The sequence below is a fragment of the Morganella sp. GD04133 genome (assembly GCF_029835375.1).
GTDB classification, from domain to species: domain Bacteria; phylum Pseudomonadota; class Gammaproteobacteria; order Enterobacterales; family Enterobacteriaceae; genus Morganella; species Morganella morganii_B.
Genome location: NZ_JAODZS010000041.1, coordinates 18,943 through 36,774, shown reverse-complemented (window position 1 = coordinate 36,774; position 17,832 = coordinate 18,943). Strand labels below are relative to the sequence as shown.

Sequence of the window (17,832 nt, the reverse complement as noted above, 5' to 3'; positions counted from 1 at the left end):
AACTGGGAAACATTTTAATGTGCAGATACTGAGACAGGCAATGGCATCATTACGTTATTACACCCGGCAGTGCTGAATTATTTTACCTCTGTTTGCCCATGCTTCATGGGCTTTTTTTTATAACGATGACGGATGAATAAATAACATCATGAATAACGGACGTTAAAAAATAAAGAGGGATATGACGATTAAATAGCAGCAATGTACTACCGCATCCTATACCCGTAAATTTTCCAGCAGCTGGTCAAAAGAGACTCTGACCTTTTCATAAGTGGCCTGCGGGTCATCACTGTGTACAATCCACATGGCACATTCATACAGCCCGCCATTAATAAATAGTGCCAGCACATCCGGTGCCACCTGTTTTATCCGTCCGGTTTCCATCAGGTGTGTCAGACGCCGGGTGATCCCCTGCACACAGGCCAGTTCGTGGGACTTGAGAATAGAAAAATCCAGTACCGAGGCAGCATCGCGGAACATAATCCGCTGAACTTCCGGCTCCAGACTCATTGCCAGATAACCCTGGCAACGGAATTTGAAAGCGGACCACTCATCAGCCTCCTCTTTTTCTGCGGTATCCAGGCGCGCATCGAGTTCGCGATCCAGATCCTGCAGTACCGCCAGAAATAATCCTTTTTTATCACCAAAATGGTGATACAGCGCCCCCCGGGTGAGACCCGCCTGAGCCGTCAGGTCATCCATCACCGTTGCGGCGTACCCTGCTTCACCAAACTGCTGGCGTGCAGCACGGATAAGCTTGGTCCGCGTTTCTTCTATCATCTCTGCACGTGGTTTGTGGCTCATTTCATTACTCCTGCGGTTACCCCTTTCAGCCGGGGGATTATAGCACTTTTTTATTGACATACATTGCGTATGTCAATAGATTCACATACGCAATGTATGTTAATTGCATTACAGCCGGCTATCTCCGGCAGTTAAAAATTATATCCGTCTGTAATATACCGGATATCTGTGAGGTTGTTATGTTCAGCTCTTATCGCGTCATCTTTCAGCATCCCGGCACCAGGGCTTTTTCAGGTGCGGGATTTATCGCGCGGATGACCGTCTCCATGATGGGGATTGGGATCATTACCATGATTGCCCAATTGCGTGATTCTTTCTTTATGGCCGGGGTAACTGCGGCTGTTTATACCTTTTCGGCGGCCTTCTGCGCCCCGCTGATCGCGCGGCTGGTGGATCGCTACGGACAGAGCCGTATCCTGCCGAAAACGCTGGTGATCAGTGTTCCCGCGACTGCTGCCCTGCTGTTATGTACGGTTTATGATGCCCCTGACTGGGCAATCTGGCTGTCAGCGGTGTTTGTCGGGGCGATCCCGAGCATGCCTGCCATGATCCGCGCCCGCTGGACACATATCTATAAAGGTGACCCGCGTTTACAGACTGCCTACTCCTTTGAGTCAGTGCTGGATGAAATCTGCTTTATTATCGGGCCGCCGCTGTCAGTCACGCTCTGTATCGCACTGTTCCCGCAGGCCGGTCCGCTGGCGGCAATTATTTTTCTGATCATCGGTACCGCGCTGGTGGTCTGTCAGAAACGGACTGAACCGCCGGTACACAAACGTGACGGGCTGGCAAAAGGCACCGTGTTGCGTCTGCCTGCGATTCAGTTGCTGATGGTGGTGCTGCTTGCGCTCGGGGTGATTGTCGGGACGGTGGATGTACTGGCTGTTGCTTTCGCCAATGCACAGGGGTATCCGGAGGGTGCCAGCTACGTTCTGTCGGTGTATGCCGCCGGTTCCTGTATCGCCGGGTTTATCTTCGGTGCTATCCGGCTGCCGTTCAGCTACACAAAGCAGTTTGTCTTCACTGCCGCAGCCACACTGCTGACCACCCTGCCGCTGCTGCTGGTCACAAACCTGACCGGTCTGGGGCTGACCATGTTTGTCGCCGGTTTCTTCTTCTCACCGACCATGATCCTCGCTATCGGTTTTGTCGAGCGTGAAGCACCGCCTAATATGCTGACAGAAGGCTTTACCTGGCTTATTACTGGGCTGGCGGTCGGTGTGGCCCTCGGCTCTGCCGGTGTCGGTATGATCATTGATACTTACGGCATTGATGCTGGGTTCCTGCTGGCTATCGCTGCGGGGATTTGCGTACTGCTCACCGCCTGCATCGGTTATGTTTTCGTCTTCAAAGAGGATAAAAACAGCACTGATAAGTGACAGAAATAACTTTTACTATAATTTTCAGCAATCAAACCGCACATTTTTACACTTAACCGGAGTGTGCGGTTTGCCTGATGTCGCCAGAATTCTTTGACTTACATCAATTTCTATCGCCTTATTCCGGAGGAAATCTATATCTAGTGCTATATAATACAAAGCCCACTAGATATAGTATTTATTCACAGTGTTATCCACAACACCATCAACCCGCATGATGACAGGTTTTGCCCTGTGGATAACCAAACTGCCGGAGAGAAGCAAAGTGCACACTATCGTGATTAAGCGTGATGGATGTCAGGTAAATTTTGATGAATCACGCATCCGGGATGCCATTAAAAGAGCCGCCAGGGCCGCACGCGTTAATGATGATGACTACTGCTCTCAGGTTGCCGCACGGGTAGCCGCCCTGCTGGGTGACCGGAAAAAGGTGGATATCGGTGAGATCCAGGACGCCGTTGAAAACCAGCTAATGTCCGGTGATTACAAAGCGTTAGCCAGAACTTACATCGAATACCGTCATGACCGTGACGTGGCGCGTGAACTGCGCGGCCGCCTGAATAACGAGATCCGCGGACTGGTTGAACAGAGTGATATGTCCATTCTCAACGAGAATGCGAATAAAGACAGCAAGGTGATCCCGACACAGCGTGACCTGCTGGCAGGTATCGTTGCCAAACACTACGCAAAACAGCACATTTTACCGCGTGATGTTGTTATTTCGCACGAACGCGGCGAAATTCACTATCACGATCTGGACTACGCCCCGTTCTTCCCGATGTTTAACTGCATGCTGATCGATTTAAAAGGCATGCTGACTCATGGCTTTAAAATGGGTAACGCCGAGATAGAACAGCCTAAGTCCATCTCTACCGCAACGGCGGTAACAGCACAAATTATTGCCCAGGTAGCCAGCCATATTTACGGCGGCACCACCATTAACCGTATCGACGAAATTCTCGCGCCATTTGTCACCGCCAGCTATAACAAACATCTGAAAACCGCAAAAGAGTGGCAGATCCCGGATGCGGAAGGCTATGCCAACGCCCGCACAGAGAAAGAGTGCTATGACGCTTTCCAGTCACTGGAATACGAAGTCAACACACTGCACACCGCCAACGGACAGACCCCGTTTGTCACCTTCGGCTTCGGGCTGGGCACATCAAAAGAATCCCGCATGATCCAGCAGGCGATTTTACGTAACCGTATCGCCGGTCTGGGTAAAAATCACAAAACAGCGGTATTCCCGAAATTGGTTTTCGCTATTAAAAAAGGCCTGAACCACCAGTACGGCGATCCGAACTACGACATCAAACAGCTCGCATTAGAGTGCGCCAGCAAACGGATGTACCCGGATATCCTGAACTACGACCAGGTGGTGAAAGTGACCGGTTCCTTTAAAACCCCGATGGGCTGCCGCAGCTTCCTCGGTGTCTATGAAGAGAACGGTGAAATGATCCACGACGGGCGCAACAACCTCGGGGTTATCAGTCTGAACCTGCCGCGTATTGCCATTGAATCACAGGGCAGTGAAGCGGATTTCTGGTCACTGCTGGATGAGCGTCTCGCGCTTGCTAAAAAAGCCCTGATGACCCGTATCGCCCGGCTGGAAAATGTCAAAGCCCGTGTTGCGCCAATCCTGTATATGGAAGGTGCCTGCGGCGTGCGTCTGAAAGCGGATGATTCCGTCACCGAAATCTTTAAAAACGGCCGCGCCTCAATTTCACTGGGTTACATCGGCATCCATGAAACCATCAATGCTCTGACCGGCACTGAAACGCACATGTATGACGACGAACAGCGCCGCGCCCTGGGTATCGCCATCGTGGAACGCCTGCGCCGTGCAACGGACGAATGGAAAGCCGAAACCGGCTACGGTTTCAGCCTCTACAGCACACCGAGTGAAAACCTGTGCGATCGCTTCTGCCGCCTGGATACCGCTGAGTTCGGGATTATCCCGGGGGTGACAGACAAAGGTTACTACACCAACAGCTTCCATCTCGATGTGGAGAAAAAGGTCAATCCGTACGACAAACTGGACTTTGAAGCACCGTACCCGCCGCTGGCGAACGGCGGTTTCATCTGTTACGGCGAATACCCGAATCTTCAGCACAACCTGAAAGCACTGGAAGATGTCTGGGATTACAGCTACGACCGTGTTCCGTACTACGGCACCAACACGCCGATTGATGAGTGTTATGAATGCGGATTTGCCGGTGAGTTTAACTGCACCAGCAAAGGCTTTGTCTGCCCGAAATGCGGCAATCATGATGCCGCCCGCGTTTCTGTGATCCGCCGTGTGTGCGGTTACCTCGGCAGCCCGGATGCCCGTCCGTTTAACGCAGGGAAACAGGAAGAAGTGAAACGGCGCGTTAAACACCTGAATAACGGACAATTAGGCTGAGTTGTGAATTATCATCAGTATTACCCCGTTGACGTCGTCAACGGGCCGGGTACACGCTGCACCCTGTTTGTTTCCGGCTGTGTGCATCAGTGCCGCGGCTGCTATAACCAGAGCACCTGGCGCACGGATTCCGGTGTTCCGTACACCCGTGAACTGGAAGACACAATTATCGCCGACCTCTGTGATACCCGCGTAAAACGTCAGGGGATCACACTGTCCGGCGGTGATCCGCTGCATCCGCACAATGTGCCGGTGATCCTGGCACTGGTGCAGCGCATCCGCCGCGAGTGCCCGCCGGAAAAAGATATCTGGATGTGGACAGGGTATAAACTGGATGAACTGAATGATGCCCAGCGGGAAGTCATTGAGCATATCAATGTGTTAGTCGACGGGAAATTTGTGCAGGATCTGCATGACCCGATGCTGATCTGGCGCGGCAGCAGTAACCAGGTTATTCACTATCTGCGCTGACACCCGCGCTGAACCGCGACCAGTGCAGTTTCTTGCCGAACCCCAGCGTATTATTCACCATCTTGATTTCATTCAGCCGCAGCCCCCACAGCGGGGTTTTTGCGGCAACAGCCACCGGAAAACGGCGGCAGTAACGGGCTCTTGCCTGTTTTTCGTCTTCTGCTGACAATATCACAACCTCTCCTCTGAACTGGATACCGCGGATTTTTGCCACAGTCACCGTCTGTGCGGAAATGGTTCCCGCCACCAGCGGATTCTGCTGCATCAGGGTACCGTGCCGTGTATGCGGTTCAGTCAGGAAATAAAGCATCATCGTTTCCGGATCTGCGATATAAAAGCAGGAGGCGCACCACAGATCATCACCGGCAGTGGCACACAGCGTAAAGACTTGATTTTTCTTCAGATAAGACAGGATTGAATCGTGCGGTAATTCCATACAGTACCCCCAATAAAACCACACCGGCTGATAGAGTATATCATCCGGTGCTGGTTCAGACAGTCCCGTCAGACGGGCTGTATTGTATGGCAAATCTCAGGAATTATTTATAGAGCTCTGCAGTACCACCCATCAGGTTTTCACCACCTGCGGAGATGATACGGAAAGAACTTGCGCCAGCTTCATCAGCTTTTTTGGATAAAGCAGCAGTCACGTCAGCCAGGGTATCAACATCGCTGACAGAGACAACACCGACAGGTGCTTGTGTGCTATGTTGTACTTCGGTAGCAGCCATTGAACCAAATGAAACGGCACTTAAAGCTAAAATTGCAGGGATTACTGTTGAGATTTTCATAATATGATTCCTTAGAATAAATGTAATATCATGAGACGTTTTTGTCTCTCTCTGTGATGTGAGTCATATTATGCTCCTCCGGCGAAAAAGAAAATTAGCTATTTCTGCTGTAGTTATTCAATAAAATTGATGATGTGGGTTTTAATAAATCCGGGAAAAGAATTACCATGGTGAATACCACTGATTAATTAGTTACTTGCGTGACTATTCCGCAACGAAAATCACCAAAATATTCACCTTTCATATAAATAATAAAACGCACGATTACACAAAAATGAACAACAACACAGACATAAACACGTGGTTTCTTTACATAATCAGGACAGAATCCGGATGTCTTTACACAGGGATCACCCGTGATGTCGCACAACGTGTGGCGACACATCAGTCCGGAAAGGGAGCAAAATACCTGCGGGGGAAGAGCGGGCTGCATGTCGTGTATCAGGCGACTCTGGCGGATCGCTCAATCGCGTCAAAAGAAGAGTACCGGGTCAAGCAGCTGACAAAGAAGAAAAAAGAAAGGCTGGTCAGTGACCAGCCCTCCGATTTGACGGCATACCTTAATGGCGGCGATTATTCACAGCTGTCAAAATGATGTGAGAAATTCACCAGCCCGTGATAACGATCTGCAGCATCATTTTCCAGCGGATAGATCAGGAAATACGGTGCGGTATCCGGCCATTTGCAGTGCAGATCAAACTCTGCTGCCGGTTTAAACCCCCACTTACCGTAGATCGCGGGATCGCCCAGCACCACAACCGCGCCGTAACCGAACTCATTGAGGCTGTCCAGCCCCTCATAAACCATCTGCTTCGCAATGCCCTGACCACGGTAAGCCTCAGCCACTGCCAGCGGTGCCAGGCCGACCCACTGGCAATCCTCGCCTTCCACATCCACGGGGGTGAAACCGACATAACCGACCACCAGCCCCTCATCATCAGTGGCAACCACACCTAAAGTCAGCAGCCCGTCTTCCCGCAGCGAATGCAGGAGGTCGGCTTCATTATCACGTCCGAATGCGCTGCGCAACAGTGCATCGATACCGGCGGCATCAACCGGAATTTCTGTACGGATCAGCATGAGGTCACCACTGCCGGTGATTTAGCCCCGTCTTCCGCCAGACCGGCCTGAATAAAGTCAGCCAGCTGCATTAATGCACTGCGCAGCAGCGGCGGCATACCATCGAGGTCAATCGAGTCCATCAGGTTTTTGACATACAGACCCAGCTCGGTGTCTCCCTCAATGCGCAGACGGCGCTGAAAGAACAGAGTATCCGGGTCCTCCTTGCGGGCAGCGATCAGCACCAGATCATTGGCATTACCGCTGAAACTGACGTCTTCCTGTTCATCCGCACTGACCACCAGACGACCGTCACGGTTACTGATATACCAGTGAAGCGCCAGGTCGCGGACTTCCACTTTCAGCCATTTATTTTCCAGAAAATCGAGATCACCTTCTGTCAGCGCCTCTTCAAACTGACGCGCCAGAACCTGCTGAAGAACCTGTTTTTGCAGGGTAAACGGCGTTAATTTCAGCGGAAACCGCAATAACGCCGGCCCGTTGTGTACGAGCGAGGAACGAATTTTGGCAAACACCGTACTGACTCCTTAATCTGAATTACTGCGTCATTGTGCCAGAATCTGCGGAAATAACTCAGGATTCCGGTCAATTTTTCGTGTCATTGTTTCTATTATATACCCGATTTTCTTCCTGCCGCAGAGAACATCCCGCTTTTATATCCGCAAACCGGGTGATTTTTTGCGGTAAATGTTCACTAACCTGCCTCAGGTCAATACCTTTTTTAGCCTGCCATTTACAATTTCCGATCATTTTTATTATTCAGTCTGAGAGTCTCACCATGGAACTATTGTGTCCTGCCGGTAATTTACCCGCACTGAAAGCCGCTATTGATAACGGCGCGGATGCGGTTTATATCGGCCTGAAAGATGATACTAATGCCCGTCACTTCGCCGGTCTGAATTTTACTGAAAAGAAACTGACCGAGGCGGTGGATTATGTTCACCGCCACCGGCGTCACCTGCATATTGCAATTAACACCTTTGCCCATCCGGACGGTTTCAGCCGCTGGCAGCGGGCGGTGGATATGGCAGCACAACTGGGGGCAGATGCCCTGATCCTCGCGGATATCGCCATGCTGGAATATGCCGCGGAGCGTTATCCGCACATTGAACGTCATGTCTCTGTACAGGCATCGGCTACCAATACCGAAGCGATCCGTTTCTATCAGCGCAACTTTGATGTGCACCGTATCGTGCTGCCGCGTGTACTCTCAATCCATCAGGTAAAACAGCTGGCACGCACCAGCCCGGTGCCGCTGGAAGTCTTTGCTTTCGGCAGCCTGTGCATTATGGCGGAAGGCCGCTGCTACCTCTCCTCCTATCTGACCGGGGAATCCCCGAATACCGTCGGTGCCTGCTCTCCGGCACGGTTTGTCCGCTGGCAGGAGACCGCGCAGGGGCTGGAATCACGCCTGAATGATGTGCTGATTGACCGCTACGGTGCGGATGAGAATGCCGGTTACCCGACCCTCTGCAAAGGCCGTTACTGCGTGGACAGCAAGCCTTACCATGCCCTGGAAGAACCGACCAGCCTTAACACCCTGGAACTGCTGCCGGAACTGATGGCGGCGAATATCGCGTCAGTGAAAATTGAAGGCCGCCAGCGCAGCCCGGCCTATGTGACTGATGTGGCGAAAGTATGGCGTCAGGCCATCGACCGCTGCAAAGCCGATCCGGACAACTATGCGCCGGATGCCGCGTGGATGCAGACCCTAGGCGGTATGTCAGAAGGACGCCAGACCACACTCGGTGCCTATCACCGCAAATGGCAGTAACGGAGAGAAAAACGATGCAATTTTCATTAGGTTCAGTCCTCTATTACTGGCCGAAAGCAACACTGGAACAGTTTTATCAGCAGGCAATGCAAAGCAGTGCGGATATTATCTACCTCGGCGAAACCGTGTGCAGCAAGCGCAGGGAAATGAAACCGGATGACTGGATAAATCTCGCTAAAACCGTTGCCGGAAGCGGCAAACAGGTGGTTATCTCCACGCTGGCGCTGTTACAGGCGCCGTCTGAGCTGAAAGAGATCGCCAAACTGGTGGATAACGGCGAATTTATGATCGAGGCGCATGATTTCGGTGTGATTAATATGCTGCACGAGCGCGGGCTGCCGTTTGTCGCAGGACACGGCCTGAACTGCTATAACGCCCCGGCGCTGAAAATCCTGCAAAAACAGGGAATGACACGCTGGTGTATGCCGGTGGAGCTATCCCGTGACTGGCTGGTGAACCTGCTGAAGCAATGTGAAGAGCTGGGGATCCGCGACAAATTTGAAGTGGAAGTGATGAGCTATGGCCACCTGCCGCTGGCCTACTCCGCCCGCTGCTTCACCGCCCGTTCGGAAAACCGCGCCAAAGATGACTGCGAAACCTGCTGTATCAGCTATCCGCAGGGGCGCAAAGTCCTCTCACAGGAAAATCAGCAGGTCTTTGTCCTTAACGGGATCCAGACCCAGAGCGGTTACTGCTATAACCTCGGTAATGATCTGCGTTCCATGCAGGGATTGGTGGATATTGTGCGCATTTCCCCGGATGCGCCGGATGATCTGGCCGTCATTGACCATTTCCGTCAGAATGAAACCGGCGCACAGCCGCTGGATCTGGCACAGGCACAAAACTGCAACGGTTACTGGCGTAAAGTGGCGGGGCTGGAACTGGTGGAATAACGGCCGTCCGGTGCCTGCATGGAAATATCGCCGGGCGCCGGAACGGAATAACAGAACGGGCGCGATATGTGCGCGCCCGTTTTGACCGGCTGTTATGCCTCACGTTGCCTGCCCTGATCCTCTGTTCTCCCGGAAATCGTGAGAACGGGATTTTATTTAACGGGCTTTGTTTTTCCGCCGGAACATCCGGCGCAGGGAATGTGTGATACGCCGTAATTCCCCGTCACGTAACATACCGATAAAGACGCCGAGCAGCGTATAAATAATCCCGAGCACCAGCATCATAATAATATCGTTCTGCACACTGCTGAACGGTAAATCCATCTGGTTGATACCGGCAATCGCTTTGGTCGCCCAGGTGGACGGCAGCGCGGAAGCAATAAACCGCACCCAGTCCGGCATGGCCTGTAACGGCCAGATAGTGCCTGACATATAAAAGACCGGTGTGGTCACAAACGCCAGCGTCAGGTAAATCATCTCCACACTGCGCAGGCATTCGGTAACCAGTTTTCCCAGCCCCAGAACCCCCAGCAGGAACGGGAATGTCAGCAGCCATAATTCATACATCGGCGCTTCCTGACGGTATCCCAGCACCCACGGCCACAGCGCAAAGAAGACCGTCGAGAGAAACAGCCAGATAGGCAACAGCGCACTCAGCGCCCCCAGATAGACCGCCAGCGGCGGTTTCCCTTTCGGTGTGCTGCGCACCGCGATACTGACACGGACACAGGCTATCAGCAGCGTGTGCTGCAACAGCATCACCAGCAGTCCCGGCAGCGCAATGGCGGCAAAACTGACACCGGGGTTATACATACCGACCGTTTCTGACTGAATCGGGGCGATCAGTATTGATGCCTGCTCCGGTGTATAACCGTTTGCTGTCAGGATTTTGGTATTGTAATCCGCGAGGATCTGCTGATATGCCTTACTCAGTTCCTGCTGAATCTGCCCGCTGGCGATACGGTTGGTGCCGTCACCAAAGACCGGTACCGTGATATTTTTGCCCTGTAAGAGATTGCGCTCAAAATCCTGCGGAACAATGATGATCGCAAACAGATCACGCATGATCATATCCTGCCGGGCCGTGGCCAGGTTGTCATAACTGTGCAGTTCGACTTTTGCAGTGGCATCCAGCTCCCGCACCAGAGAACGGCTGGCCACCGTGTTATCCTGATCCACCACCGCAACCGGTAAATCCCACAGGACCGGATGCACATAGACCAGGCTCATGACACACAGCGAGATAATCAGCAGCATCCACATCGGTTTTTCCAGCATACCGAGCAGTACTTTCAGGAAGGTCTGGAAATAGAGTTTCATACCGCGCCTCCTTTCTGCAATGCCAGCCGTTTCGGCAGGCGGTTACGGATCAGGAAAGTGGCTCCCACCGGATAGAGCAACAATAACGCGCAGACATACAGGATATGCTGTAACGAGACTTCCCGCAGGAAAATATCAAACATGGCGTTCAGCGCATGTGTCAGCGGCTCGATATTCGCGATAATCCGTGCCGGCAGAATCATCGACAACTCCGGCACGGTCATCCCGGAAAAGGCCATTGCCATACTCACCAGCATCCCGATCATACTGTAAGCCATCATCGAATCACGGGTGAATGTGTAGAGGAGCAGACCGATGCTCTGGGCAGCCATCACATAAAAGAAACCGACCATCAGCATATAAACCGGATTCCCGGTCACTTTCGCCTCAAACACGGTAACCAGGACAGCGAGTTCGATCATCAGCAGTGCCGTGAAAAACAGCGTATAAGGTGCCAGTTTGCCCAGTACACCACTGAACAGCGGTTTAATGGAGTGCAACATGGTGCTGCGTGACATGGTGTAAATGGTGCAGGTCACCACAAATAACTGAAGCATATGGATCGTGGCGGCAAACTGCTGATAATAAATATAACTGCCGCTGGCGTTAAACAGGGTGTCATAGGACATCGTCACCTGTGCCAGTTTCGGGACGTTTTTCCCCATTTCAGCAGCGAGAACAGACCGGTACTGGCCGTTCAGTTCGGCAATCAGTCCGCTGAAGTCCTGAGTGGCGTAGCTGCCGGAAGCATAAAACAGGGCATTAAAAAACATCCGGGTTGTCGGTTGCTTACCGGACAGCACATCACTTTCAAAACGCGGCGGGATCACCAGAATGGCGTAATCTTGCGCACTCCCCATGCGCTCAAGCGCGACATCTTTATCATCCTGCGGCGTGATACTGGCATGTGATGCCGCGTTCAGGTTACGCACCAGGGTGCGTGAGAGCGGGCTGTGGTCATAATCAATGGCGGAAACCGGTAAGTCCAGTAATGTGCCTTCCGAGAAGTTGGCACTGACCAGTGCAAACAACATCAGCGGAAACAGCCAGCTCAGCCAGTGAAACACCGGACTGCGCACCGCCATCCGGGTTTCCTGTGAGAATGCGTTGCGGAAACCGCGCCATATTGCCGGAAATCTCATTACTTATCCCGGCGCCATAACGCACTCATGCCGGGTCTTAATCCGTCGACCGGCTGTGCCGGATAGAGACGAACCTCAAAGGTCTTCAGATCAAAATCCCCGGTGGCGCGGGTGGCGCGTTTGGTGGCGTAATCCCCCATAGGTGCGATATAGCGGACTTCAGCCTCAATTTCCTGATTTTTCAGTGCCGGTACCGTCAGGGTGATTTTGTCACCTTTTTTCACATCCGCGAGAATGTCCTCACGCAGGTTATAGACAAAATACGCTTCCGGCAGACGGATAATCGTCACCAGCGGGCTGCCTGCATTAAACAGTTCACCGATTTCAGCCGGAATCGGCCCGATTTCACCGGTCACCGGTGCGGTCACGGTCAGTTCATCCTGCTGGACTTTTAATTCCGCCAGTTTCTGTTCTGCCTGACGCAATGCCGCTTCGTAACGCTGGCGCTGCTCGGTGCGGTCACCGTTTTTCGCCTGGTCGAGTTGTGCTTTGGCGGCCAGTACGCCCTGCTGCGCCACATCACGGGCGCGGCGGGACTGATCAAGCTCGGTTTTTGATACATAGCCTTTTCCGGCCATGCTGCTCATGCGCTGAAAATCACGTTGTGCATTCGCCAGCTCAGCCTGAGACTTCGCCAGCTGCGCCGCATAGTTACGCACGCTCTCTTCACGGGTACCGTTCAGAGATTCGGTTAACTGTGCCTGTGCCTGGTCGCGGGCAGCCACCAGAGAGGCGACCTGCGCTTCCAGTTCAGGGCTGGTCAGACGAATCAGCGCCTGTCCTTGTTTAACGTCGTCACCGCGCTCAATCAGACGTTCAACAACACGCCCTTTGGCTTTCGAGGAAACAATGACCTCCGGTGCATCGACTTCACCCTGCAATAAAAGATACTGGTTGTGGGCACGAAAAAGTGCAGCCATCGCAATTAAGACCAGCATCAGCAGGATCAGATAGATTGTTCTTTTTTTCATTATTGATTTCGGCCTTAACTATCATTTGTGAAACTATTCGGAATGGAATCATCCCGAAAGAAATTGTTCTGGATAAAACGATGAAGAAGGGGAAGGTTTCAGTATTACTGATTTCTGATGAAACCGTTAAGATATTTGTGCGCCAGATCACAGCACAATACTATCAATCTTAGCGCCGCGCACCTGTTGTACAACTCTTTTTAATATAAAATCTCAGATAGTTACAAATAATCGTCCCCCGGCAAGTGATCCGACAGAAAAATGTATGACTACAATCTGATTTTCCTGCTGCTTCAGCAGATGTGTGTGTATCTGGTTATCGCCTGGGTGCTCAGTAAAACGCCGCTGGTACTGCCGGTCTTACAGGTGACTGTCCGCCTGCCGCACAAGCTGATGTGCTATCTGATATTCTCCGTTTTCTGTGTCATGGGCACCTATTTCGGGCTGAATATCAATGATTCTATCGCCAACACGCGGGCTATCGGCTCGGTACTCGGCGGTCTGCTCGGCGGGCCGTCTGTCGGGCTGCTGGTCGGTTTTACCGGCGGGCTGCACCGCTATTCTCTCGGCGGGATGACGGCGTTCAGCTGTATGGTGTCCACGATTGTCGAAGGGCTGATCGGCGGCTTGGTACACCGCTACTATATGAAGCGCGGACAAATCAACAAACTGTTCAATCCGTGGACAGCCGCCGGTGTGACCTTTGTTGCCGAACTGGCGCAGATGGCGATTATTCTGTTACTCGCGCGACCGTTTAATGAAGCCCTGAGTCTGGTGAAAGATATTGCCGCGCCGATGATTATCGCCAATACCATCGGTGCCGCCATGTTTATCCGCATCCTGCTGGACAGACGCGCTATCTTTGAAAAATACACCAGCGCCTTTTCCGCCCAGGCACTGAAACTGGCAATCAGTACAGACGGTGTGCTGCGCCAGGGATTTAATGAGACCAACAGCCGCCAGGTGGCACAAGTATTGTATGATGAGCTGAATGTCGCCGCCGTGGCTATCACGGATACGGAAAAACTGCTGGCCTTTATCGGTGTCGGGGCGGATCACCATCTGCCGGGTACGCCGATTGCTTCCCGCTATTCCCGCCAGGCGATTGCCCATAATGAGGTGGTCTATGCCGACGGTAACGAAACACCGTACTGTTGTTCGATCAATCCGCACTGTAAACTCGGATCTACGCTGGTTATCCCGCTGACCGGGGAGAATAAGCAGGTGGTCGGTACCATCAAACTGTATGAAGTGAAGAACCGCCTGTTCAGCTCCATTAACCGCACGCTGGGAGAAGGAATTGCCAGCCTGTTGTCGGCACAAATCCTGGCCGGGCAGTTTGAGCGAAGTAAGCAGTCACTACTGGAAACCGAGGTGAAATTGCTGCATGCCCAGGTGAATCCGCATTTCCTGTTTAATGCCCTCAATACCTTACAGGCGGTGATCCGCCGCGATGCGGAACAGGCACGGCATCTGGTGCAGAATCTCTCCACCTTTTTCCGCAAAAACCTGAAACGGCCGGGGGAGATTGCTACCCTCGCCGCCGAAATTGAGCATGTGAATGCTTACTTACAGATTGAAAAAGCCCGCTTCCGTGAACAACTCAGTGTAGATATCGCCATTCCGGATGCGCTGAAACAGGCCAGTCTGCCGGTCTTTTCGTTACAGCCGATTGTGGAAAATGCGATAAAACATGGTACATCACAGATATTTGAGCAGGGAAAAATTACCATAACCGCACGGGCAGAAGGCAATACCCTTGTCATCCGGATCACCGATAACGCCGGACTGTATCAGCCGACCGGAATGAGTGACGGGCTGGGTATGGGACTGGTCGATAAACGCATCAAAGTCCGCTATGGTAAACAATACGGTCTCAGTGTTCACTGCGAGCCGGAAATAAAAACAACGATTATTCTGACCTTACCCTTCGATTCACCGGCAGGTGCATCAGCACCGCCTGATAACTAAAAAAATGATAATGACACCATGAATGTTTTAATTGTTGATGATGAGCCACTGGCCCGGGAAAACCTGCGATTACTGCTCGATGCGTATCCTGACATCCATATCCTGGGTGAATGCACTAACGCCATTGATGCCATCGGAAAAATTCACCGCCTGAAGCCGGACGTGGTATTTCTGGATATTCAGATGCCCCGGGTCACCGGGCTGGAGATGGTCGGTATGCTCGATCCCGGCCACCGGCCTGCGATTGTCTTTCTCACTGCCTTTGAAGAGTACGCCTTACAGGCATTTGAGGAGGATGCGTTTGATTATCTGCTCAAACCGGTGGAAAAAGAGCGCCTGGACAAAACCCTGAACCGGCTGCGCCAGGGGCAGATCCGCCCGGCGGAGATCCCGGAACAGACAGAGCAACTGCGCTATATCCCGTGCAGCGGGCACAACCGTATCTGGCTGATGCCGGTTGAGGATGTGGTGTATGTCAATTCCCGCATCAGCGGCGTGTTCGTGATGAGCGCACACGGCCAGGAAGGATTTACCGAGCTGACACTGCGCACTCTGGAAACCCGTACCCCGCTGCTGCGCTGCCACCGGCAGTATCTGGTCAATCTGACCCGCCTGCGGGAAATCCTGCTGGGCGATAACGGTCAGGCGGAACTGATCCTGAGTAACGATGAAACCATCCCGGTCAGCCGCCGCTACCTTAAACCCCTGAAAGAGGCTCTGGGGCTGATTTAATACCCATTCTCAGGCGCATAAAAAAAGCCCGGCGGGGATATCCCCGGCCGGGCTTTTTATGATTCAGAGAATCAATTATGCGTCATTATTGGTGCGACGGCGCGGTGCGGAATTTCCGTCTTCACGGCGGAAGTTGCGGCGCTCGCCCTGCGGACGGCGATCGCTGTTACCACGGTCAGAACGCTCGCCGTCGCGGCGGTTACCACCACCGAAACTGCGGCCGCCGTTACCACCACGGTCATTACCGCCGCTGCGGCGTTCACGGTTGAACGGCTTCGCATCACCGACTAATGTCATGTTCATCGGCTTGTTCATCACACGGGTACGGGTGAAGTGCTGTAACAGATCCGTCGGCATACCTTTCGGTAATTCGATAGTTGAGTGAGTATCAAACAGTTTGATGTTACCGATGTAACGGCTGTTGATATCCCCTTCGTTAGCAATCGCGCCCACAATGTGACGGACTTCAACACCATCGGTACGGCCCACTTCAATGCGGTACAGTTCCATATCACCCACGTCACGGCGTTCACGGCGCGGACGATCACCACGCTCAGGACGATCGCCGAAACGGTCGTTACGGTCATTGCGGCGGCGATCATCACGATCGTTGAACTCACGGCGCGGACGGCGTGGTGCATCCGGTGGCAGGATCAGTTTGCGCTCACCTTCTGCCATTTTCAGCAGAACAGCAGCCAGAGTTTCCATATCGATATCTGCGTCAGACTCATCGCTGTCTGCCGGAACCAGTTTTTTCAGCAGTGCACGATACTGATCCAGGTTGCTGCTTTCCATTTCTGCATGGATAGTGGCAGCAAATTTTTCCTGGCGGCGCTGGCTGATCATCTCTGCATCCGGTAATTCTACCTCAGGGATGGTCAGTTTCATGGTGCGTTCAATGTTGCGCAGCAGGCGGCGTTCACGGTTTTCAACGAACAGCAGAGCACGGCCGGCACGACCCGCACGACCGGTACGGCCGATACGGTGAACGTAGGATTCCGCATCCATCGGGATATCGTAGTTAACAACCAGGCTGATACGCTCAACGTCCAGACCACGGGCAGCAACGTCTGTTGCAATCAGAATGTCCAGACGACCGTCTTTCAGGCGCTCCAGTGTCTGCTCACGCAGTGCCTGGTTCATGTCACCGTTCAGTGCTGCGCTGTTGTACCCGTTACGCTCCAGCGTTTCTGCCACTTCCAGGGTCGCATTTTTGGTACGGACGAAGATAATCGCCGCATCAAAATCTTCCGCTTCCAGGAAACGGACCAGTGCTTCACTCTTACGTGCGCCGTAAGCAGTCCAGTAGCTCTGGCTGATGTCCGGACGGGTAGTCACGCTGCTCTGAATGCGCACTTCCTGCGGATCTTTCATGAAACGACGGGTAATGCGGCGGATAGCTTCCGGCATGGTTGCAGAGAACAGCGCGGTCTGGTGATTTGCCGGGATCTGACTCATGATGGTTTCAACGTCTTCGATGAAGCCCATGCGCAGCATTTCATCTGCTTCGTCCAGTACCAGACCTTTCAGGTTGGATAAATCCAGGGTACCGCGTTTTAAGTGATCCAGCAGACGGCCCGGCGTCCCGACAACCACTTGTGGTCCCTGACGCAGAGCACGTAACTGGACGTCATAACGCTGACCGCCGTACAGGGCGACCACATTCACGTTACGCATATGTTTGGAGAAATCAGTACAGGCTTCCGCAACCTGAACCGCTAATTCACGGGTCGGTGCCAGCACCAGGATCTGTGGTGCTCTCAGGTTCGGATCAATATTGTTCAGTAACGGCAGGCCGAATGCCGCCGTTTTACCACTACCTGTCTGTGCCATACCGAGGACATCACGTCCGGCAAGCAGGTGCGGAATACATTGTTGCTGGATCGGGGACGGCTTTTCGTAGCCCAGGTCGTCCAGTGCAGTCAAAATATCAGCTGATAAACCAATGTCAGCAAAAGAGATTTCAGTCTCAGTGGTCATGTAAAGGTGCCTCATACAAAATGGCGGCCAGTCTACACAACCCATCGGAAAGCATGTCGGTTGTTTTCATTTAAAAGTGTGAACTGGCTCAAATAAAATTATAAAACGAACAAAAATCCC

17 protein-coding genes are annotated in these 17,832 nt (G+C 52.7%); 8 read left to right on the top strand and 9 right to left on the bottom strand.

Going from position 1 to position 17,832, the window contains the following annotated elements:
• Positions 1–216: 216 nt before the first annotated feature.
• Positions 217–804 carry a TetR/AcrR family transcriptional regulator gene (locus N7387_RS17940; protein ID WP_262859284.1) on the bottom strand — a complete coding sequence of 196 codons (588 nt, stop codon included), beginning with the start codon at positions 802–804 and terminating at the stop codon, positions 217–219.
• Positions 805–983: 179 nt separating this feature from the next.
• Here N7387_RS17940 and N7387_RS17935 point away from each other — a divergent pair, with 179 nt between their 5' ends.
• From N7387_RS17935 to nrdG, 3 genes are all read left to right on the top strand, one after another.
• A complete protein-coding gene (locus N7387_RS17935) occupies positions 984–2,183 on the top strand; it encodes an MFS transporter (protein WP_279800534.1) in 1,200 nt (399 codons plus the stop codon).
• Between the two features lie 265 nt (positions 2,184–2,448).
• Entirely contained in the window at positions 2,449–4,587 is a 2,139-nt protein-coding gene (gene nrdD, locus N7387_RS17930) for an anaerobic ribonucleoside-triphosphate reductase (RefSeq protein ID WP_279800536.1), read from the top strand.
• A gap of 3 nt (positions 4,588–4,590) precedes the next feature.
• A complete protein-coding gene (gene nrdG / locus N7387_RS17925; RefSeq protein WP_262859286.1) occupies positions 4,591–5,058 on the top strand; it encodes an anaerobic ribonucleoside-triphosphate reductase-activating protein in 468 nt (155 codons plus the stop codon).
• Here nrdG and N7387_RS17920 read toward each other — a convergent pair.
• Positions 5,039–5,494, bottom strand: a complete 456-nt coding sequence (locus tag N7387_RS17920; RefSeq protein ID WP_279800533.1) for a YhbP family protein — start codon at positions 5,492–5,494, stop codon at positions 5,039–5,041. The genes nrdG and N7387_RS17920 overlap by 20 nt on opposite strands.
• A 103-nt stretch (positions 5,495–5,597) precedes the next feature.
• The gene (locus N7387_RS17915) at positions 5,598–5,849 is read right to left on the bottom strand and encodes a YdgH/BhsA/McbA-like domain containing protein (protein ID WP_262859288.1); all 252 of its coding nucleotides are present in this window, start codon (positions 5,847–5,849) and stop codon (positions 5,598–5,600) included.
• 274 nt (positions 5,850–6,123) lie between these two features.
• Here N7387_RS17915 and N7387_RS17910 point away from each other — a divergent pair, with 274 nt between their 5' ends.
• Entirely contained in the window at positions 6,124–6,444 is a 321-nt protein-coding gene (locus tag N7387_RS17910) for a GIY-YIG nuclease family protein (RefSeq protein ID WP_279800532.1), read from the top strand.
• Here the strand turns inward: N7387_RS17910 and N7387_RS17905 are convergent.
• The gene (locus N7387_RS17905; RefSeq protein WP_279800531.1) at positions 6,423–6,929 is read right to left on the bottom strand and encodes an N-acetyltransferase; all 507 of its coding nucleotides are present in this window, start codon (positions 6,927–6,929) and stop codon (positions 6,423–6,425) included. The two genes, N7387_RS17910 and N7387_RS17905, sit on opposite strands and share 22 nt — an antisense overlap.
• Entirely contained in the window at positions 6,923–7,444 is a 522-nt protein-coding gene (locus tag N7387_RS17900; protein ID WP_262859290.1) for an SCP2 domain-containing protein, read from the bottom strand. The genes N7387_RS17905 and N7387_RS17900 overlap by 7 nt, the downstream gene beginning before the upstream one ends.
• Before the next feature lie 263 nt (positions 7,445–7,707).
• On the opposite strand from N7387_RS17900, the gene N7387_RS17895 reads away from it, so the two are divergent.
• Together N7387_RS17895 and N7387_RS17890 are read left to right on the top strand one after the other, a co-directional pair.
• A complete protein-coding gene (locus N7387_RS17895) occupies positions 7,708–8,703 on the top strand; it encodes a peptidase U32 family protein (RefSeq protein ID WP_025152386.1) in 996 nt (331 codons plus the stop codon).
• A gap of 14 nt (positions 8,704–8,717) precedes the next feature.
• On the top strand, positions 8,718–9,596 hold the full coding sequence (locus N7387_RS17890) for a U32 family peptidase (protein WP_195432500.1): 879 nt from the start codon (positions 8,718–8,720) through the stop codon (positions 9,594–9,596).
• Between the two features lie 156 nt (positions 9,597–9,752).
• Here N7387_RS17890 and N7387_RS17885 read toward each other — a convergent pair whose 3' ends face one another.
• Genes N7387_RS17885 through N7387_RS17875 form a run of 3 tightly spaced genes read right to left on the bottom strand, consistent with a single transcriptional unit; the run spans position 9,753 to position 13,029 of the window.
• On the bottom strand, positions 9,753–10,916 hold the full coding sequence (locus N7387_RS17885; RefSeq protein WP_262859293.1) for an ABC transporter permease: 1,164 nt from the start codon (positions 10,914–10,916) through the stop codon (positions 9,753–9,755).
• Entirely contained in the window at positions 10,913–12,058 is a 1,146-nt protein-coding gene (locus N7387_RS17880; protein ID WP_279800530.1) for an ABC transporter permease, read from the bottom strand. The genes N7387_RS17885 and N7387_RS17880 overlap by 4 nt, the downstream gene beginning before the upstream one ends.
• The gene (locus N7387_RS17875; RefSeq protein WP_004241398.1) at positions 12,058–13,029 is read right to left on the bottom strand and encodes an efflux RND transporter periplasmic adaptor subunit; all 972 of its coding nucleotides are present in this window, start codon (positions 13,027–13,029) and stop codon (positions 12,058–12,060) included. Before N7387_RS17875 ends, N7387_RS17880 begins: the two co-directional genes overlap by 1 nt.
• A 261-nt stretch (positions 13,030–13,290) precedes the next feature.
• Between N7387_RS17875 and N7387_RS17870 the strand changes: the two genes are divergently transcribed.
• Positions 13,291–15,000, top strand: coding sequence for a sensor histidine kinase (locus N7387_RS17870; RefSeq protein WP_262882600.1), 1,710 nt, complete (start codon positions 13,291–13,293; stop codon positions 14,998–15,000).
• Positions 15,001–15,018: 18 nt separating this feature from the next.
• Positions 15,019–15,732 carry a two-component system response regulator BtsR gene (gene btsR / locus N7387_RS17865; protein WP_025152380.1) on the top strand — a complete coding sequence of 238 codons (714 nt, stop codon included), beginning with the start codon at positions 15,019–15,021 and terminating at the stop codon, positions 15,730–15,732.
• Positions 15,733–15,807: 75 nt separating this feature from the next.
• On the opposite strand, the gene N7387_RS17860 is transcribed toward btsR, so the two are convergent.
• Positions 15,808–17,712: a DEAD/DEAH family ATP-dependent RNA helicase gene (locus N7387_RS17860; RefSeq protein WP_279800528.1), complete on the bottom strand. Its 1,905-nt coding sequence runs from the start codon at positions 17,710–17,712 to the stop codon at positions 15,808–15,810.
• Between the last annotated feature and the right edge of the window lie 120 nt (positions 17,713–17,832).